Below are 16,589 nucleotides of genomic sequence, written 5' to 3' on the forward strand. Positions count from 1 at the left end.
CGGCGGCACCTTTGCGGCAAAGTGACTGGATCGGCAAGACGAATGCGGCGTAAGTCGCGACGATGACCGAATTGCTTCCTGCCCAGCCCCCTGCCCGCCCAACCGTCCGTCTCGCGATCTACGACATGGACAAGACGATCACGCACATGCCGACCTGGACGCCGTTCCTGCTTCACACCGCGCGAAAAAGCGGTGCGCCGTGGCGGCTGGCGCTCGTCCCGTTCGCGGGGGTGGCGGCGCTAGGCTATGTCGGGCGGGTGATCAGCAGGGGTCGGTTGAAGTATCTGATGCAGCGAATGATGCTCGGCAAGCGCATGTCGCCCGCGCAGGAACGCCGCAGCGCCGAGGCTTTCGCCGACCGTGTCGTACGCGACGGCGTGTTCGCGAGTGCACGCGCGCGAATCGAGGTGGACCGGGCTAACGGCTACAAGCTGGTAATGGCGACCGCGTCGTACCGGTTCTATGTCGAGGCGATAGCCGAACGGCTCGGTTTCGACGCCGTGATCGGCACGGAGAGCCTGCGCGATGCGAGCGGCAATCTGCTGGCGGGGATCGACGGCGAGAATTGCTATGGCCCCGCCAAACTGCGGATGATCGAAGCGTGGATGGCTCGCGAAGGCATCGCGCGCGAGAACGCCCATGTGCGGTTCTATTCGGACCATGTGTCCGACGCGCCGACGTTCGAGTGGGCGGACGAACCGTTCGCGGTGAATGCGCATGGCCCGTTGCGGTTGCTGGCGACAGCAAAGGGGTGGCCTATGCCGGACTGGGAACGGTAGCGGGTACTCGCGGTCCTACAGCAACACATCGACGCTGTGGATCACCAGCCCGACCAGCCCGCCGACGATCGTCCCGTTCACCCGGATATACTGCAAGTCGCGGCCAACCGCGTTTTCCAGGCGGCTGGTGATGGTGTTCGCGTCCCAACTGCGCACCGTGTCGGACACCAATTTGACGATGCCGTCGCCATAATCCGCCGCCGCGCCGACTGCTGCACGACGCACGAAACGGTTGATCGTGCGCGACATGCGCGGGTCGTGCTGCAGTGTCTCGCCGAGCTGGCGGAGGACCTCGCCAAGCTTGCCAGCCATTGCACGCTCAGGATCGCGGGCGATCGCGAGGAGAGCGCCGCGAGCCTGCTCCCACAGTCCGTCGAGCCAGCGCTGCATGGCGGGGTTGTCGAGCAGGTCGTTCTTCATGGTCTCGACCCGCTCCCGCATGCGGCGGTCGTATTGAAGATCCCAGGCTAAGCGATCGAGGCCCTCTTCCGCCTTCAGCCGCAGCGGATGCTCGGGGTCCTCGGCCATCTCGACGAGCAGCTTGTCGAATCCGCTGATGAGCTTGTCCGCGACGGTCGTGTCGAGACCGGTCCAGCGCAGGATCGAGCCGGCCTTGTCATGGACCATGGCACGAACGAGGTGGTCGTTCGCCGCCAGCGTCTTCGCCGCCCAGCGGATCGCGCTTTCGAGCAGCGGCGCGTGGCGGCGCTCGGCGATCGCGGCCTTCAGCAACTGGCCAAGGATCGGCGAGATTTCGGTGGCGCGCAGTCGCGCACCGATCCCGGCCTTGACCATCCCGCCGAGCCGCGCTGGATCCAGACCTTCGAGGACTTGCGCAACCAGCTTCGACGCGCCCTGCCGAAAGCGGCCCCCTGCCCCTTCCGGCGGATCGGTCAGCCAGCGGGCGATCGCTCCCGCCACGTCGAGCCGGCGAGTGCGCCGCGCGATGACGACCGGAATCAGGAAATTCGCTCGGAGGAACTGTGCGAGCGTATCTCCGATCCGGTCCTTGTTGCGCGGTACGATCGCGGTGTGGGGGATCGGCAGCCCGAGTGGATGGCGGAAGAGCGCGGTAACTGCGAACCAATCCGCCAGACCACCGACCATCGCCGCTTCGGCGAACGCACGGAGGAAGGCGAAGGCGGGGTGGACGGGGACGAGCGCGCGGCTGACGAAGAACGTCGCGGCCATGAGGACGAGCAGGCCGGTGGCGACGATCCGCATGCGGACGAGCGCCGGTGGGGGTGCTTCGCCGGCCGGGCGCTTGCGGGGTAGTAGCGTCATGCCCGTAACAATCCCCGGGCGCCCCGAATGTTCACGCTGCTGCGGCGGTTCGGGTGCCCGGGTGCAGAGGGGGGTACCGTAGGTCTGTCACTCGGCGGGTTGCGTGCCGTCACCCTGTTCGCGACCGTGACCGAGCTTGCCGCTCGCCGGCCCGAGCAGTGGTCCCGGATTGGGCCCGGCGATCCCGATCACCTCGTCCCCATTGTCACCCGGACGATAGGTGAGCAGGCGACGACCGAGCCGCGGTCCGACATAGCGCTCGATCCCGACCGCGAGGCTGAACGCCGCGGGAATGATCAGCAGCGTCAGCAAGGTCGACAGCGCGAGCCCACCGATCACGACCGTGCCCATCGGCGCGCGCGACGACGAATCGCCGCTGAGCGACATTGCGGTCGGCACCATGCCGGCGACCATTGCGACGGTGGTCATCACGATTGGCTGCGCACGCTTGTGCCCGGCATCGATGATCGCGGTGAACGCATCGACGCCCTTGCTCATCTCGTCGAGCGCGAAGTCGATCAGCAGGATCGAGTTCTTGGCGACGATGCCGAGCAGCATCAGCAGGCCGATATACACCGGCAGCGACAGCGGCTGCCCGGTCGCCCAGAGCGCGAGCAGTCCGCCGAGCGGCGCGAGCAGCAGCGATCCCATGTTGACGAACGGCGGCAGGACGCGGCGGTACAGCAGCACCAGCACCGCGAACACGAGGAAGGTGCCCGCGATCACCGCGGTGATGAAGTTGGTGATCATCTCGGCCTGCCACTTGCTCTGGCCGAGCGTGAGTTCGCTGACGCCGACCGGCAGGTTCTTCATCGAGGACAGCGCGTGGACCTGCTTCATCGCGTCGGAGATCACGACACCGGGCGCGAGATCGGCACCGAGCGTGATCTGGCGCTGCTGGTTGACGCGGTCGATCTTGGTCGGGCCCGAGCCGAGCCCGATATCCGCGACGAGGTTGAGCGGTACCGAGCCACCCGACGCGGTCGCGACGGGCAGGTTCTGGATCGTCGACAGGCTGGTGCGGGCTGACTGGTCTAGCGCGACGCGGATCGGAATCTGACGATCGGAGAGCGAGAAGCGCGCCGAGTTCTGGTCGATATCGCCAAGCGTCGCGATCCGGATCGCCGACGACAGCGCCTGCGTCGTCACGCCCAGATTGGCCGCGAGGTCAAAGCGGGGACGAATGACGATCTCTGGACGCTGCATACCGCCCGAGACGCGGGGCGCGGTCAGCGATTTCAGCGAGCCCATCTCGCCGACGATCTTGTCCGCCGCCTGTTGCAGCTTGGCGGGATCGCTGCCGCCGAGCACGACGGTGACGTCGCGGCCGCTGCTGCCCCAGCCCGATTGCGACCGGAACGACACGCGGGCATCGGGAATCGCGGTCAGTTGCGGCGCCAATCGACGTTCGAAGTCGACCGACTTTTCCTTGCGGTCCGCGCGCAGGTTCGCGGTCACGGTGCCGCTGCCGACCCGGGTGCGTGCGTAGACCGTTGCGACTTCCGGCTGCTGGCGGAGAATCTCGCCGACACGCGCGACCACCGTATCGGTCTGCGCGAGCGTGGTGCCGGGCACCATCTCGATCTGCGCGGTCGAATCGTCCTCGTCGCGGGTCGGCTGGAACTGCGACGGGATGACGGTGAACATGAACAGCGTCAGCGCGAAGGCGAGCACGCCTGCGCCGATCGCCCACATCCGGTGATCCATAACGCGGTTGAACAGCTTGCGGATACCGCCGCGCGCACGCCAAGCCGCGGCCTTGCGGCTATCGAGCGTCCAGTGGAGCGTGCGGACGTACCAGTCCATGACCTTGCCCTCGCCGTGGCTGGCATGGCCGAACGATTTGAGGAAATACGCTGCGATCATCGGCGTCACGAGCCGCGCGACCGCGAGGCTCATCAGCACGGCGGCGACCACCGTCAGACCGAAATTCTTGAAGAACTGACCCGCGATACCCGGCATCAACGCGACCGGCAGGAACACCGCGACGATCGCCATCGTCGTCGCCAGCACCGCGAGACCGATCTCGTCGGCGGCGTCGATCGACGCCTGATAGGCGGATTTGCCCATCCGCATATGCCGGACGATGTTCTCAATCTCGACGATCGCGTCATCGACCAGCACACCCGCGACCAGGCTGAGCGCGAGCAGCGTCATCCCGTTCAGGTCGAAGCCGAGCAGGTCCATGAACCAGAAGGCGGGGATCGCCGACAGCGGGATCGCTAACGCGGAGATCGCGGTCGCGCGCCAATCGCGCAGGAAGATAAAGACGACGATGACCGCGAGGATCGCGCCCTCGATCATCGCGTGGATCGCGCTTTCATACTGCGCTTCGGTATAGTCGGTGCTGGTGTAGCGTTGGACGAACTTGACCGACGGATTGCGCTTTTCGAGGGCACGCAGCTTCTCGACCGCGGCGTGATAGACGGTGACGTCCGACGCGCCCTTGGCACGCTGGAAATCGAAGGTGATCGCCTGCCGCCCATCGACGGTCGCGCGGCTGCGTTGCTCGGCGTAGAGATCGCGGACCTGTGCGATGTCCGCCAGGCGCACGGTACGGCCGTTGCCGACGTTGATCTGGGTCTGACCGAGATCGCTCGCGTCACGCGCATTGCCGAGCACGCGGATCGACTGTTCCGACCCGGCGATTTCGGCCCGGCCGCCCGCTGCGTTCAGATTGACCTGACGTAACTGCGCATTGACCTGGCTCGCGGTGAGCCCCTGGCTCTGGAGTTTCAGCGGATCGAGGATCACGCGGATTTCACGACTGACGCCGCCATTGCGGCTGATCGTCGCCATGCCGGGAATTGAGAGCAGATCTTTGGTGACGGTGTCGTCGATGTACCAGGACAGCTGTTCGACGGTCATGTCGGTGGTGATCGCAGCGAAGCTGGCGACGTCGTTGCCGCTGGTGTTCGCGCGGTAGACCTGCGGCTCCAGGATACCCTCGGGCAGATCGCTGCGGATCTGTGCGATCGCGTCGCGGACATCGTTCACCGCGCGGTCGATCGGGGTGCCGATGGTAAGCTGGATCACCGTTTCCGAATTGCCTTCGGTGACGGTCGAGTTGATCTCGTCGATGCCCTGGAGCGAGCGTACCGCCGCCTCGACGCGCTGCGTGACCTGTGTCTCCATCTCGGTCGGCGCCGCGCCTGGCTGGTTGACGACGACGATCGCGATCGGGAAGTCGATGTCGGGATCGCGGTTGACGTCCATCCGCATGAAGCTGACGATGCCCGCAAGCATCAGGGCCAGGAAGAGCACGATCGGCGGAACCGGATTACGGATCGACCAGGCCGAGATGTTGCGGAAGTTCATGGGCTTAGCTCGCCTTCTTCGTGATCGGCTTGACCGACTGTCCGGGAGCAAGGAAGCCGCCCGCGGACTGTACGACGCGCTCCGAGCCATCAAGCCCGCCGATGATCGTCACGCCCGCATCCGAGACCTGGCCGATCTTCACATTACGCCTGGCGATCTTGTTACCCGGTCCGACGATGTAGACGTAATTCCCCTTTTCGTCGCTTTGCAGCGCGGAGTCGGGAAGCAGCGGTGCCTGAGTCACCCCACCGACGATGGTTGCCGCGGCAAACCCGCCCGGCCGGAGCCCGGGGTCGTATTTCACCGCGATCCGCGCAATGCCCTGGCGGGTCTGCGGATCGATAACCGGCGAGACCTGCCATACTTCGCCGGGATACCCCTGCGTGGTGCCGACCGGCACGACGGTCGCGCGCGCGCCGACATGCAGCCCGGTGAGATCGGCTTCGCTTAACTGCGCGCGCATTTCCATCTGGCCGCCCATCGCCATCCGGAACAGCACGCCTGCCGACGGACCGACGATCTGGCCGGCCTCGACGCCGCGGGTCAGTACCAGGCCGGCGGCGGGGGCGCGGATATCGAGCCGGCCGTTGCGCGCCCGCGCTTCGCCAAGCGTCGCCTGCGCCACCTTGACGCGAGCAGCGGCGGCATCGCGGGTCGCCGCCTTGCGCTGCAGATCGGCCTTCGAGATGAAGCCGCGGTCGACGAGTTGCTTGGCGCGATCGAGTTCGGCCTGCGCGATCGTCTCGTCGGAGCGTGCGACGCTGACCGACGCTGCCAGCGACGCCGCGGTTTCGGCCTGCACCGAGCGATCGACCGTTGCCAGCACCTGCCCGGCGGCAACCCAGGTACCGGGTTCGACCAGAACGCGTGTGATCATCCCGCCCTCGCCCGCGACACCGACCGGCATCTCGCGGCGCGCTGCCAGCGTGCCCGTCGCGGAGATCGTCCGGTCGACCGACTGACGCCCCGGCACGACCACGGAAACCGTCGGCAACTGCGATCCCGGCGCGGCAGCGGCAACGTCCTTCTTGCCGGACTTGAACGCGTAGACCGCCGCTACGATCGCCAGCATCAGGATCACGGCGATGATCATGTTGCGGCGGCGATGCGAGGGTGCGCTATAGTCCGGCAACGCCAGCTGCTCGTCGCTCTCGCCACCGACCATCTTCGTCTCGTAATTCATGCGCGTCACAATCCCAATTCCGACCGGCCTTGTCTCGACCCGCTTCGCCATTCACACGCTGTGTTATCTGAATAAGTCACCGTGCTCAAGCCCCCCGACACGCACGGATCGAAGACATGCTTCGATTTCGATCTATCCGCAATGCGGTTCGAAGACTTTGGCAACGTTCAGCTTGCGTTGACGTACGCGACGCCACACGCCGAAGCATCGCCGCACGTGACCATATGGGCCACACGGGGTTACACGGGAGACATAGTCATGAAGATCGCATCGTTGCTTACCGCGCTAGCCGGCGTCGCCGTCGCCTTGCCGGGGACCATGGCCAGTGCGCAGACCGTGCCGACGACGGTCGAGCCGATGGTCCCGGCCGCGGGCACCGTGCTCGACGTAACAGCGGAGGGCCGCACGACACGCGTGCCCGATCTTGCGACGATTCGCGCGGGCGTCGTATCGCAATCGCCGACTGCCGCAGCGGCGCTCACCGACAATGCGCAGCGGATGGCCAAGGTCCTGGACGCGCTCAAGCGGGCGGGCGTCGCACCGCGCGACGTAGCCACCTCGAACGTCCAGCTGTCGCCGCAATATCGCTATGCCGACAACCAGCCGCCGGTGATCACCGGGTACCAGGCGACCAACACCGTCTCGATCCGCTTCCGCGACGTTGCCAAATCGGGGAGCATTCTCGACGCCTTGGTGGCGCAGGGTGCGAACCAGATCGATGGACCAAACCTGTCGATCGACAAGCCCGACGCAGCACTCGACGAGGCAAGGACGGACGCGATCGCGCAGGCCAAGCGTCGTGCGGACCTCTACGCCAGGGCAGCGGGCCTGCGTGTCTCGCGGATCGTGTCGATCGCGGAGTCGGGCCAGGATGCTGGTGGTCCAGTCCAGCCGATGTTCATGATGGCGCGCGGCGCGATGGCGAAGGACAGCACGCAGATCGCGCCGGGTGAAAAAGACGTGACGGTGACGCTGTCGGTACGCTTCCTGCTGAACTGACGAGGTAACGATCCTCCCTCGCGAGGGGGAGGTGCTTGCCAGACGGAGGGGGAGGAAAGGCAACGTCTGTTCGGTGTCCTTCCCCTTCCGTCACCCCCCCCTGGCGGGGAAGGATCGCAAGGGAGATGCGGCAAACATCATTACGCACGAAAAAGGGCCGCCCGGTTGCCCAGGCGGCCCTTTTACTTCGCGTGACGAAGCGAACTCTTAGCGGACGCTACCGCGACGCACGAGGTTCACGATCGCGAGCAGGACGACCGCGCCCAGCAGCGACACGAGGAACGAGGTCAGCGTCAGCGGTGCGTTGTTGATCGAACCACCCGACAGGACCAGGCCGCCGATGAATGCGCCGACGATGCCGACGACGATGTTCAGGAAGATACCCTGCTGCGCGTCGGTGCGCATGATCATGCTGGCGATCCAGCCGATGACGCCGCCAATGATCAGCCAAAGAATGAGACCCATGATATTTTCCCTCCGTTGAACCCGTATCCGGGCGATGGCGGAAAGACGTGCGAGCGGCGTTTTTTGTTCCGCCCGCGTTTTGAGTTTTAAGCCTCAGAACTTTTGCTGGCGCTCGTACAGTGACTTATAGTGCTGGATGCGCGTGACGCGAAGCCCCGGCATGCCCGACCGATCGATCGCACGCTGCCAACTGGCGAATTCCTCCACGGTCAGGCCATAGCGCGCGCACACATCGTCGACACTGAGCAACCCGCCGTTCACCGCCGCGACCACTTCGGCCTTGCGTCGCACCACCCACCGCGTGGTGCTGGGCGGCGGCAGCGTATCCAGCGTCAATTGCTCGCCCAAGGGCCCGATGACCTTGCCGGGACGGATTTTCTGGTTCTCGATCATTTGAAACCTCTGGTCGGGGCGGGGGGCCCCCTCTCGATACGCACACACGACACATAGTCGCAGGATTTGAAGATCGGCTGAAACGCCACGGTAAACCGCATCTTCATTCGTCCTTCCACCGGGTTAACGCCGTTGCCATCGGGCCGTTGAACGCACCGTGAAGCGGCGCGAACAGTTTCGGATCGATCGTCGTCCGCGCGAAGCTGGCCTGCACCGCCGCGGTCGGGCTCGCTGCCTGCCGGGCGGCGATACCGACGATCAGGACAGCGAGATCGCCCGGTAGAACGGTGACCTCGGCATCGCGATCGAAACGGGGAAAACTCAGGTCCAACGGGATACTCGCGACAACGTCTGGGAAGCCCGGTGTAGCGCGAGGGGGTGAAGGGACCGTAAAACTCGGCGAAAGAGTTCGTGAACTTGTCGCTTTTTTGCAATCGCTGGTCGCGTTTTTCCATCGGCTCGTCCTGATCCACGTTAATCGGTGCATCTTTTTGCAACCACACGCCGTCGCGCTTATGTGGTGACCATGGATCAGACCGATTTTCAGCTCGGGGCCCCTGCCGGTGCAGGCGCGGCCGGAAAGCGCATCGTCGTGGCGATGTCCGGCGGCGTCGACAGCTCGGTGGTCGCTGCGCTCGCGCACGCTACCGGTGCCGAGACGATCGGCGTGACGTTGCAGCTCTACGATCACGGCGAGGCGGTCGGCCGCGCGGGCTCGTGCTGCGCGGGGCGCGATATCCGCGATGCGCGCGCGGTTTGCGACCGGCTGGGCATCGCGCATTACGTGTTCGATCACGAGACGAGCTTTCGCGAGCAGGTGGTCGACAAGTTCGCCGACGAATATCTGGCGGGACGCACGCCGATCCCGTGCGTCCAGTGCAATATGGGGCCGAAGTTCACCGACCTGTTGAAGCTCGCGCGCGATCTCGGCGCGGATTGCCTGGCGACCGGGCATTATGTCCGGCGAGTCGAGGGCGTACATGGTGCCGAACTCCACCGCGGCGCCGATCCGGCGCGCGACCAGAGCTATTTTCTGTTCGCGACCACGCAGACGCAGCTCGACTATCTGCGTTTCCCCTTGGGTGGACTACCCAAGGCGCGGGTGCGCGAGATCGCGGCCGAACTCGGGCTCGGCGTCGCGGCCAAGCCGGACAGCCAGGATATCTGCTTCGTGCCCGATGGCGATTACGCCGGGCTCGTTAAGAAGCTGCGCCCCGAGGCGGCGGAAACGGCAGGCGATATCGTCGACCTAGGCGGCACGAAGCTCGGCGAGCATCGCGGGCTGATCCATTTCACCGTCGGCCAGCGGCGCGGGCTGGAGATCGGCGGCAGTCCCGAGCCGCTTTACGTCGTCCGTGTCGAGCCCGCGACGAAGCGGGTCGTCGTCGGCCCCCGGCGCGCACTCGCGGTCGAGGCGGCACGGATGACCGACATCAACTGGTTGGGCGGCGACTTCACCGGACCGCTGACCGCCAAGGTGCGGTCGATGGCGAAACCCGTCCCTGCCCGTCTGGTCGGCGACCGCGTGGTGTTCGATGTACCCGAATATGGCGTCGCACCCGGTCAGGCGGCGGTACTCTATGCGGGCGAGCGCGTGCTCGGCGGTGGCTGGATCGCGGACACCGAAGCGGCACTGGTCGCCGCCTGACGCGTTGAGGCGGGATGGATATCGAAACCCTGCGCCGCCAGATGGAAGCCGCCGCCGCCGCGATGGATTTCGAGACCGCGGGTCGCCTGCGTGATCAGATCAGCGTGTTACGCGGGGGCGGCGACGTTGCGGACACCGCGGGCCTGACGCGGCAACAGCCCGGCGCGATGGGGCTTGGGACGAGCCAGCAACGGATGACGCCGCCGCCCGGCTGGGTGAAACCGAAGAAGCCCGATCCGATGACCAAGGGGCGGAAGCGGTAAGCCGCCCGCGCAATCCTCCCCCGCCAGGGGGGGGTGGCGCCGAAGGCGACGGAGGGGGAGGTAAGCGATCCCTGCGGTTCCGTCTCCTCCCCCTCCGACTGGCAAGCGCCAGCCACCTCCCCCTGGCGGGGGAGGATCGATAAGGCGGCGGCGGCTCAGGGCAGCAGGAACGTGCCCTCGATCGTCGTCACGCACGATCCGCCGAGCACCACACGGTCGCCGTCAAGACGGCATGTCAGCTTCCCGCCGCGCGCGCTCGCCTGATACGCCGTGAAGCTGTTCCCCAAGGTCGGCGCCCAATACGGCACCATCACCGCATGCGCGGAACCCGTCACCGGATCCTCGTCGATCGCATAGTACGGCGTGAACACGCGGCTGACGATGTCGGTCGCCTCGCCCTGCGCCGCGACGATCGCGACGATCGGGAACTTGGCCAGCGCCGCGAAGTCCGGCTTCAAGTCACGCACGACGGCCTCGTCCTCGACGATCACGAGCGCATAGCCCTTCTCGTGCCACAACGTCTCGACCGGCTCGGCGACGTTCAGTGCCGCGACGATCTCCGGGATCGCCTTCCGGCTCGGTCCCCACGCCGGCAACTCCAGCGTATATCCGCTGTCCGCCCGCGCGACCTCGAGCACGCCCGCCTGCCGCGTCCGGAACCGCACCCGGTCGAGCGCGGTGTCCGACGACAGCACGAAATGCCCACTCGCCAGCGTCGCGTGCCCGCACAGGGCGACCTCGGCCCCCGGCGTGAACCAGCGCAGGTCGAAATCGATACCCTCGTCGTCCGATGCGACGATGAACGCGGTCTCGCTCAGGTTGTTCTCCTGCGCGATGTTGAGCAGCACGGCGTCGTCGAGCCATGCCGACAGCGGCATCACCGCCGCCTGGTTGCCGCCGAACGGCGTGTCGGAAAACGCATCGATCTGCGCGAACGGTATTCTCATGGCTGAATCCTCAAACGCGTTTGCCGAATCTCGAACGGACTATACCCGCTTGCCGAACCAATGCGGCGTCACGTCCGCCTCGACCAGCGGATTGTCGGTGTCGACATGCCCCTCCGGATCGAGATGGATCAGCACCTCGACCTTGGGGAACGCGGTGCGTAAATTGCGCTCGACCGCCTCGACGATGTCGTGCGCGTGTTCCACGGTCAGGTCGCGCGCGACCTCCATGTGGAACTGCGCGAAATCGTGGCTGCCAGAGCGGCGCGTGCGGAAATCGTGGATGCCGCGGATGCCGGGCTGGCGCGCGGCGACGTCGAGGAATTGCGCCCGGAAATCCTCGGGCCATTCCTTGTCCATCAGTTGGTCGATCGCGTTCGACGATGCCTGGAACGCGCCCCAGGCAAGCCACAACGCGATGACGATGCCGAAGATCGGATCCGCGCCGCTCCAGCCGACATATTGATCGAGCACCAGCGCGACGATCACCGAGCCGTTGAGCAGCACGTCGGACTGGTAATGGACGTTGTCGGCGAGAATCGCGACCGAGCCGGTCTGGCGGATAATGCGACGCTGATAGGAGAGCAGGAACACCGTGGCGACGATCGCGATCACCGACACGCCGATGCCGAAATCGGCGCCGGTAGTCGGCTGCGGATCGCCGAACGCGAGGATCGCGCGCCAGGCGATGCCGACCGCCGATGCGGTGATCAGCATGACCTGGAACAGCGCCGCCAGCGCCTCTGCCTTGCCGTGGCCAAAGCGGTGGTCGTGATCCGCCGGCGTCGCCGCCAGTCGCACGCCGTACAGCGTGACCAATGACGCGAGCAGGTCGAGCGCGGTATCGGCGAGCGAGCCGAGCATCGCGACGGAGCCCGTCGACCACGCCGCAAAGCCCTTCAGCAGCAGCAGGAAACACGCCATCGCGACGCTGGCGAGCGCCGCACGGGTTGCGAGGGGTATGACCCTGCGCCGTTCGTCCTGTGTCATGGGAACAACAGCCCTTCGTTCCAATTGCCGTCTTCGCGCGTGAACAGCCGCCGTTCGTGAAGGCGATGCGCACGGTCCTGCCAGAACTCGATCCGCGTCGGCGTCACACGGTAGCCACCCCAATGCGGCGGCCGCGGTACGTCTTGGCCCTCGAACTTCGCGGTCATTTCGATAAAGCGCTGCTCGAACGTTTCACGACTGTCGAGCGGCCGGGACTGCTCCGATGCCCAGGCGCCAAGCTGCGAGTCACGACCACGCGAGGCGAAATAGGCGTCCGACTCTTCGTCCGTCGCCCATGATACCGGGCCCTCGATCCGGATCTGACGGCGCAGCGACTTCCAGTGGAACAGCAGCGCGCCCTGCGGATTGGCGGCGAGTTCGCCCGCCTTCCGGCTTTCGCGGTTGGTGTAGATCACGAAGCCATCGGGGCCATGCCCCTTCAACAGCACCATGCGCACCGACGGCCGACCCTCGGCATCGGCGGTCGCGAGCGCGACCGCGTTCGGGTCGTTCGGCTCGGACTGCTTGGCTTCGGCGTACCAGCTATCGAACAGCGTGAAGGGATCGTCTGACATGCCGCGCGCCATAGCGGGATTTGAGGCGGAACGAAACTTTGGAACGACTCTACCGTGCCGATGATTGACCCAGGTAATCGAATCGTTTCCGCAACGAAGGAACACGCAAGGTGGCAGCGCGCGCGTATTGGCAGGGGCAGATCCGGCTGGCCCTCGTCTCGATCCCGGTCGAGATCTATTCCGCGACGAAATCCGGCGCGGCGGTGTCGTTCAAGCAGATCCACGAGCCATCGGGTCAGCCGATCCATTACGACAAGGTCGTCACTGGGGTGGGCCCGGTCGATGCCGACGAGATCATGAAGGGATACGAGGTCTCGAAGGGCGAATACGTCCTGCTCGAGCAGGACGAGATCGATGCGGTGAAGCTCGAGTCGAAGAAGACGCTGGAACTGACGCAGTTCGTCGATGCGAGCGAGATCGACGTGCTCTATTACGAGAAGCCGTATTTCGTGGTGCCGGCGGACGATCTCGCGGAGGAGGCGTTCATCGTTCTGCGCGAGGCGTTGAAGCGGACGAAGAAGGTCGGGCTCGGCCAGCTTGCAATGCGCGGGCGCGAATATGTCGTGAGCCTGAAACCGTGCGGGCGTGGGATGGTGCTGGAGACGCTTCGTTATGCCGACGAGGTGCACAAGGCGCAGGGCTATTTCCGCGAGATTCCCGACGACAAGCCTTCCGAGGAACTTCTGGAACTTGCCGAAGCGCTGATCGAGAAGCGCAGCGCCGACTTCCACCCGCAGGAGTTCCACGATCGCTATGTCGACGCGCTGAAGGACCTGATCGAACGCAAGCGCAAGGCGAACGGGAAGAAGATTATCGAGGACAAGGACACCGACGGGAAGACTGGCTCTAACGTGGTCGATCTGATGGCGGCATTGAAGAAGTCGATGGAGAAGAGCGGGGGCGCGGCAGAGAAGGCGCCTGCGAAGAAGGCCCCCGCCAAGCGCGCGCCGGCTAAGGCAGCGGCCAAAGCGCCCGCCAAAAAACGTGCGTAAGCTCCCATCCCTGGAAGGGAGGGGTTGGGGGTGGGTCGCTCACCGTAATAGCGCCCCGCCCGCCAAGCGGCCGACCCACCCCCGGCCCCTCCCTTCCAGGGAGGGGTGAAGATGGTCGACGATCCCCTCGCCCTCTACAATGCCAAGCGAAACTTCACCAAGACCGCCGAACCCGCAGGCACGCTAGCCCCTGGCAACGGCAACAGCTTCATGGTTCAGAAGCACGACGCCACCCGCCTTCATTGGGACTTCCGCCTCGAGATCGACGGCGTCCTCAAAAGCTGGGCGGTCACGCGCGGCCCGAGCCTCGACCCCAACGAGAAGCGCCTCGCCGTCCGCACCGAAGACCATCCGCTGAGCTACGCCACCTTCGAAGGCACGATCCCAGCGGGGGAATATGGCGGCGGCACGGTGATGCTGTGGGATCGCGGCACATGGTCGCCGATCAAGGGCAAGTCGGCGAAGGACCTCGACAAGGGCCACCTCCACTTCGTCCTCGATGGCGAACGGATGAAGGGCGAATGGCTGCTGATCCGCCTGAAGCCCCGCGCGAAGGAAAAGCGCGAGAACTGGCTGCTGCGGAAAATCGACGATGCGGCAGCGGGCGGCACCGACACGCTCGTCGAGGAAGCGCTGACCAGCGTGTCTACCGGCCGAACGATGATCGAGATCGAGGAGGGCAAGAAACCGGCACGATCGAGCCAGCCAGCCGCCCCCCCGTCCACCCTTACCCCGTCATCCCGGCGAAAGCCGGGACCCAGAGCCAAGAACGATGCGAGGGCCACCCTGGGTCCTGGCGTTCGCCAGGATGACGGTACACTACCCGAGTTCCGCGACCTGCAACTCTGCACCCTGGTCGACGCCGTCCCGACCGGCTCCGCCTGGCTGCACGAGGTAAAATACGACGGCTACCGCGCGCTGATCTCCGTCGCCAACGGCAAGGCGAAGGTCTTCACCCGTACCGGCCTCGACTGGACCGACAAGTTCGCCGCGATCGCCGCAGCCGCCGCCAAACTCCCCGTCAAATCCGCGCTGATCGACGGCGAGATCGTCGCGTTCAAGGACGGCCACCCCGATTTCTCGACGCTGAAGGACGCGATCTCCGCCGGCGGCGACATGACGCTGTTCGCGTTCGACCTGCTCGCACTCGACGGCGAAGACCTGACCGGCCTCTCCAACCTCGACCGCAAGGCACGCCTGCAGCCGCTGATCCCCGAGGACGAAGACCGTCTCCGCTATTCCGACCACGTCATCGGCGCGGGCGAGCAACTGTTCGAGACGATGTGCCGCGAAGGCCTCGAAGGCATCGTCTCGAAACGCGCCGACGCGCCCTATGCCGGCAAGCGGACCAAGGCGTGGCTCAAGGTCAAATGCACGCACCGCCAGGAATTCGTGATCGTCGGCTGGCTGCCGTCGGACAAAAAGCGCGGGTTCAAGTCGCTCCTGCTCGGCGTCCGCGAAGGGAAGGGCTATCGATATGCGGGCAAGGTCGGCACCGGGTTCGACCAGGCGTTGATGGACGAGATCCGCGACAAGCTCGACGCGCTCGACCGCAAGACGCCGACCGTCGAGGCGCCGAAGGCAGCGGTCCGCGGTGCGAAGTGGGTGACGCCGAAGCTGGTCGCGGAGGTCGCGTTTGCCGAAGTTACGCCAGATGGCGTGCTGCGCCATTCGAGCTTCATCGGCCTGCGCGAGGACAAGGCGGCGAAGGACGTCGTGGCCGAGACGCCCGCCCCGCTGCCCGATGTGGCCGAGAGCGCAGCGCCTACCACGAGCATCAAGGTCAGCAGCCGCGACCGCGTGATCTTCGACAAGTCGGACGTCACCAAGGGCGATCTCGCCGACTATTACGTTGCGGTGTCGGGGATCCTGCTGCCGGTCGCCGGCAACCGCCCAATCAGCCTCGTCCGCTGCCCCCAGGGCCGGTCGCGCGCGTGCTTCTTCCAGAAACACGATGCCGGGAGCTTCGGTGACGCTGTCCACAAAGTGCCGATCCGCGAGAAGGACGGATCGACCGAGGACTATCTGTACGTTGACGACGCGGATGGGCTGGTCGCGTGCGTGCAAATGGGAACGATCGAGTTCCACGGCTGGGGCTCGTCGAACGCGACACTCGAGAAGCCCGACCGGCTGGTGTTCGATCTCGATCCCGACGAGGGGCTGGACTTCGGCGATACGAAGAAGGCGGCCGAGCATCTGAAGAGCCAGCTGGCGGAACTGGGGCTGGTGAGCTTTCCGATGCTGTCGGGCGGCAAGGGCGTGCATGTCGTCGTGCCGCTGACCCCGGAGGCGGAATGGCCTGCGGTGAAGGACTTCGCGGACCGCTTCGCGCGGGCGATGGCGGGGGCGGATCCTGAGCGCTTCGTCGCGACGATGGCGAAGGCCAAGCGCAAGGGGCGGATTTTCATCGACTGGCTACGGAATCAGCGCGGGGCGACTGCGGTGATGCCGTATTCTGCGCGAGCTAGGGCGGGCGCGCCGGTGGCGGCGCCGGTGTCGTGGACCGAGTTGCGGGATATCGAGACTGCGGCGCGGTGGGGTGTAAGGGATGGGGCCGAGTTGATCGCGCGGGCTGGGTCGCGGGCTTTGGAAGGCTGGGGCGTAGCAGATCAAGTTTTGCCGGATCTGTGAGCCCCCCCCTCGACTAGCACCACCCCGGCGAAGGCCGGGGCCCAGTTGGGGAACGTTGCTAACGAAGGGCAACGCTCCGTTACGACCACCTTTCCAACTGGGCGCCGGCCTTCGCCGGGGTGGCG

At 65.8% G+C, this 16,589-nt stretch carries 15 protein-coding genes; 6 read left to right on the forward strand and 9 right to left on the reverse strand.

Features of this window, described 5'->3' with window-relative positions:
• Window positions 1-62: 62 nt before the first annotated feature.
• On the forward strand, window positions 63-779 hold the full coding sequence (locus tag O6W96_RS09085; RefSeq protein ID WP_353469218.1) for an HAD family hydrolase: 717 nt from the start codon (window positions 63-65) through the stop codon (window positions 777-779).
• A gap of 15 nt (window positions 780-794) precedes the next feature.
• On the opposite strand, the gene O6W96_RS09090 is transcribed toward O6W96_RS09085, so the two are convergent.
• The 3 genes from O6W96_RS09090 to O6W96_RS09100 form a co-directional block, all read right to left on the reverse strand.
• Complete coding sequence (locus tag O6W96_RS09090) at window positions 795-2,063, reverse strand: DUF445 domain-containing protein (protein WP_353469219.1); 1,269 nt, start codon at window positions 2,061-2,063, stop codon at window positions 795-797.
• 87 nt (window positions 2,064-2,150) lie between these two features.
• Window positions 2,151-5,381 carry an efflux RND transporter permease subunit gene (locus O6W96_RS09095; protein WP_353469220.1) on the reverse strand — a complete coding sequence of 1,077 codons (3,231 nt, stop codon included), beginning with the start codon at window positions 5,379-5,381 and terminating at the stop codon, window positions 2,151-2,153.
• Window positions 5,382-5,385: 4 nt separating this feature from the next.
• Window positions 5,386-6,564: an efflux RND transporter periplasmic adaptor subunit gene (locus O6W96_RS09100; protein WP_353469221.1), complete on the reverse strand. Its 1,179-nt coding sequence runs from the start codon at window positions 6,562-6,564 to the stop codon at window positions 5,386-5,388.
• A gap of 258 nt (window positions 6,565-6,822) precedes the next feature.
• Between O6W96_RS09100 and O6W96_RS09105 the strand changes: the two genes are divergently transcribed.
• On the forward strand, window positions 6,823-7,563 hold the full coding sequence (locus tag O6W96_RS09105) for an SIMPL domain-containing protein (protein ID WP_353469222.1): 741 nt from the start codon (window positions 6,823-6,825) through the stop codon (window positions 7,561-7,563).
• A 207-nt stretch (window positions 7,564-7,770) separates the two neighbouring features.
• On the opposite strand, the gene O6W96_RS09110 is transcribed toward O6W96_RS09105, so the two are convergent.
• From O6W96_RS09110 to O6W96_RS09120, 3 genes are all read right to left on the reverse strand, one after another.
• Window positions 7,771-8,028, reverse strand: a complete 258-nt coding sequence (locus tag O6W96_RS09110; RefSeq protein WP_055881539.1) for a GlsB/YeaQ/YmgE family stress response membrane protein — start codon at window positions 8,026-8,028, stop codon at window positions 7,771-7,773.
• 93 nt (window positions 8,029-8,121) lie between these two features.
• Window positions 8,122-8,421 carry a DUF1153 domain-containing protein gene (locus O6W96_RS09115; protein ID WP_353469223.1) on the reverse strand — a complete coding sequence of 100 codons (300 nt, stop codon included), beginning with the start codon at window positions 8,419-8,421 and terminating at the stop codon, window positions 8,122-8,124.
• A 103-nt stretch (window positions 8,422-8,524) separates the two neighbouring features.
• Window positions 8,525-8,752, reverse strand: coding sequence for a hypothetical protein (locus tag O6W96_RS09120; protein ID WP_353469224.1), 228 nt, complete (start codon window positions 8,750-8,752; stop codon window positions 8,525-8,527).
• 195 nt (window positions 8,753-8,947) lie between these two features.
• Here O6W96_RS09120 and mnmA point away from each other — a divergent pair, with 195 nt between their 5' ends.
• Window positions 8,948-10,069: a tRNA 2-thiouridine(34) synthase MnmA gene (gene mnmA / locus O6W96_RS09125; protein WP_353469225.1), complete on the forward strand. Its 1,122-nt coding sequence runs from the start codon at window positions 8,948-8,950 to the stop codon at window positions 10,067-10,069.
• 14 nt (window positions 10,070-10,083) lie between these two features.
• A complete protein-coding gene (locus O6W96_RS09130; protein ID WP_353469226.1) occupies window positions 10,084-10,332 on the forward strand; it encodes a UvrB/UvrC motif-containing protein in 249 nt (82 codons plus the stop codon).
• A gap of 155 nt (window positions 10,333-10,487) precedes the next feature.
• Here the strand turns inward: O6W96_RS09130 and O6W96_RS09135 are convergent, their stop codons facing one another.
• From O6W96_RS09135 to pdxH, 3 genes are read right to left on the reverse strand one after another with little or no spacing between them, the layout of a single operon-like run.
• Window positions 10,488-11,279, reverse strand: coding sequence for a PhzF family phenazine biosynthesis protein (locus tag O6W96_RS09135; protein ID WP_353469227.1), 792 nt, complete (start codon window positions 11,277-11,279; stop codon window positions 10,488-10,490).
• A gap of 39 nt (window positions 11,280-11,318) precedes the next feature.
• Entirely contained in the window at window positions 11,319-12,266 is a 948-nt protein-coding gene (locus O6W96_RS09140) for a cation diffusion facilitator family transporter (protein WP_333928691.1), read from the reverse strand.
• Window positions 12,263-12,841: a pyridoxamine 5'-phosphate oxidase gene (pdxH, locus tag O6W96_RS09145; RefSeq protein WP_353469228.1), complete on the reverse strand. Its 579-nt coding sequence runs from the start codon at window positions 12,839-12,841 to the stop codon at window positions 12,263-12,265. The genes O6W96_RS09140 and pdxH overlap by 4 nt, the downstream gene beginning before the upstream one ends.
• 110 nt (window positions 12,842-12,951) lie before the next feature.
• Between pdxH and O6W96_RS09150 the strand changes: the two genes are divergently transcribed.
• Window positions 12,952-13,833, forward strand: a complete 882-nt coding sequence (locus O6W96_RS09150; RefSeq protein ID WP_353469229.1) for a Ku protein — start codon at window positions 12,952-12,954, stop codon at window positions 13,831-13,833.
• 111 nt (window positions 13,834-13,944) lie between these two features.
• Window positions 13,945-16,464 (forward strand): DNA ligase D, encoded by a 2,520-nt coding sequence (ligD, locus tag O6W96_RS09155; protein ID WP_353469230.1) that lies wholly within the window; start codon window positions 13,945-13,947, stop codon window positions 16,462-16,464.
• Window positions 16,465-16,589: the final 125 nt, after the last annotated feature.

It is taken from the genome of Sphingomonas faeni (assembly GCF_040407495.1).
Lineage (GTDB): Bacteria > Pseudomonadota > Alphaproteobacteria > Sphingomonadales > Sphingomonadaceae > Sphingomonas > Sphingomonas faeni_D.

Excerpts from the sequence above, each read along its gene's own strand:
- O6W96_RS09085 (WP_353469218.1), top strand. The coding sequence starts at position 63 with ATGACCGAATTGCTTCCTGCCCAGCCCCCTGCCCGCCCAACCGTCCGT.
- O6W96_RS09090 (WP_353469219.1), bottom strand. The coding sequence starts at position 2,063 with ATGACGCTACTACCCCGCAAGCGCCCGGCCGGCGAAGCACCCCCACCG.
- O6W96_RS09095 (WP_353469220.1), bottom strand. The coding sequence starts at position 5,381 with ATGAACTTCCGCAACATCTCGGCCTGGTCGATCCGTAATCCGGTTCCG.
- O6W96_RS09100 (WP_353469221.1), bottom strand. The coding sequence starts at position 6,564 with ATGAATTACGAGACGAAGATGGTCGGTGGCGAGAGCGACGAGCAGCTG.
- O6W96_RS09105 (WP_353469222.1), top strand. The coding sequence starts at position 6,823 with ATGAAGATCGCATCGTTGCTTACCGCGCTAGCCGGCGTCGCCGTCGCC.
- O6W96_RS09110 (WP_055881539.1), bottom strand. The coding sequence starts at position 8,028 with ATGGGTCTCATTCTTTGGCTGATCATTGGCGGCGTCATCGGCTGGATC.
- O6W96_RS09115 (WP_353469223.1), bottom strand. The coding sequence starts at position 8,421 with ATGATCGAGAACCAGAAAATCCGTCCCGGCAAGGTCATCGGGCCCTTG.
- mnmA (WP_353469225.1), top strand. The coding sequence starts at position 8,948 with ATGGATCAGACCGATTTTCAGCTCGGGGCCCCTGCCGGTGCAGGCGCG.
- O6W96_RS09130 (WP_353469226.1), top strand. The coding sequence starts at position 10,084 with ATGGATATCGAAACCCTGCGCCGCCAGATGGAAGCCGCCGCCGCCGCG.
- O6W96_RS09135 (WP_353469227.1), bottom strand. The coding sequence starts at position 11,279 with ATGAGAATACCGTTCGCGCAGATCGATGCGTTTTCCGACACGCCGTTC.
- O6W96_RS09140 (WP_333928691.1), bottom strand. The coding sequence starts at position 12,266 with ATGACACAGGACGAACGGCGCAGGGTCATACCCCTCGCAACCCGTGCG.
- pdxH (WP_353469228.1), bottom strand. The coding sequence starts at position 12,841 with ATGTCAGACGATCCCTTCACGCTGTTCGATAGCTGGTACGCCGAAGCC.
- ligD (WP_353469230.1), top strand. The coding sequence starts at position 13,945 with ATGGTCGACGATCCCCTCGCCCTCTACAATGCCAAGCGAAACTTCACC.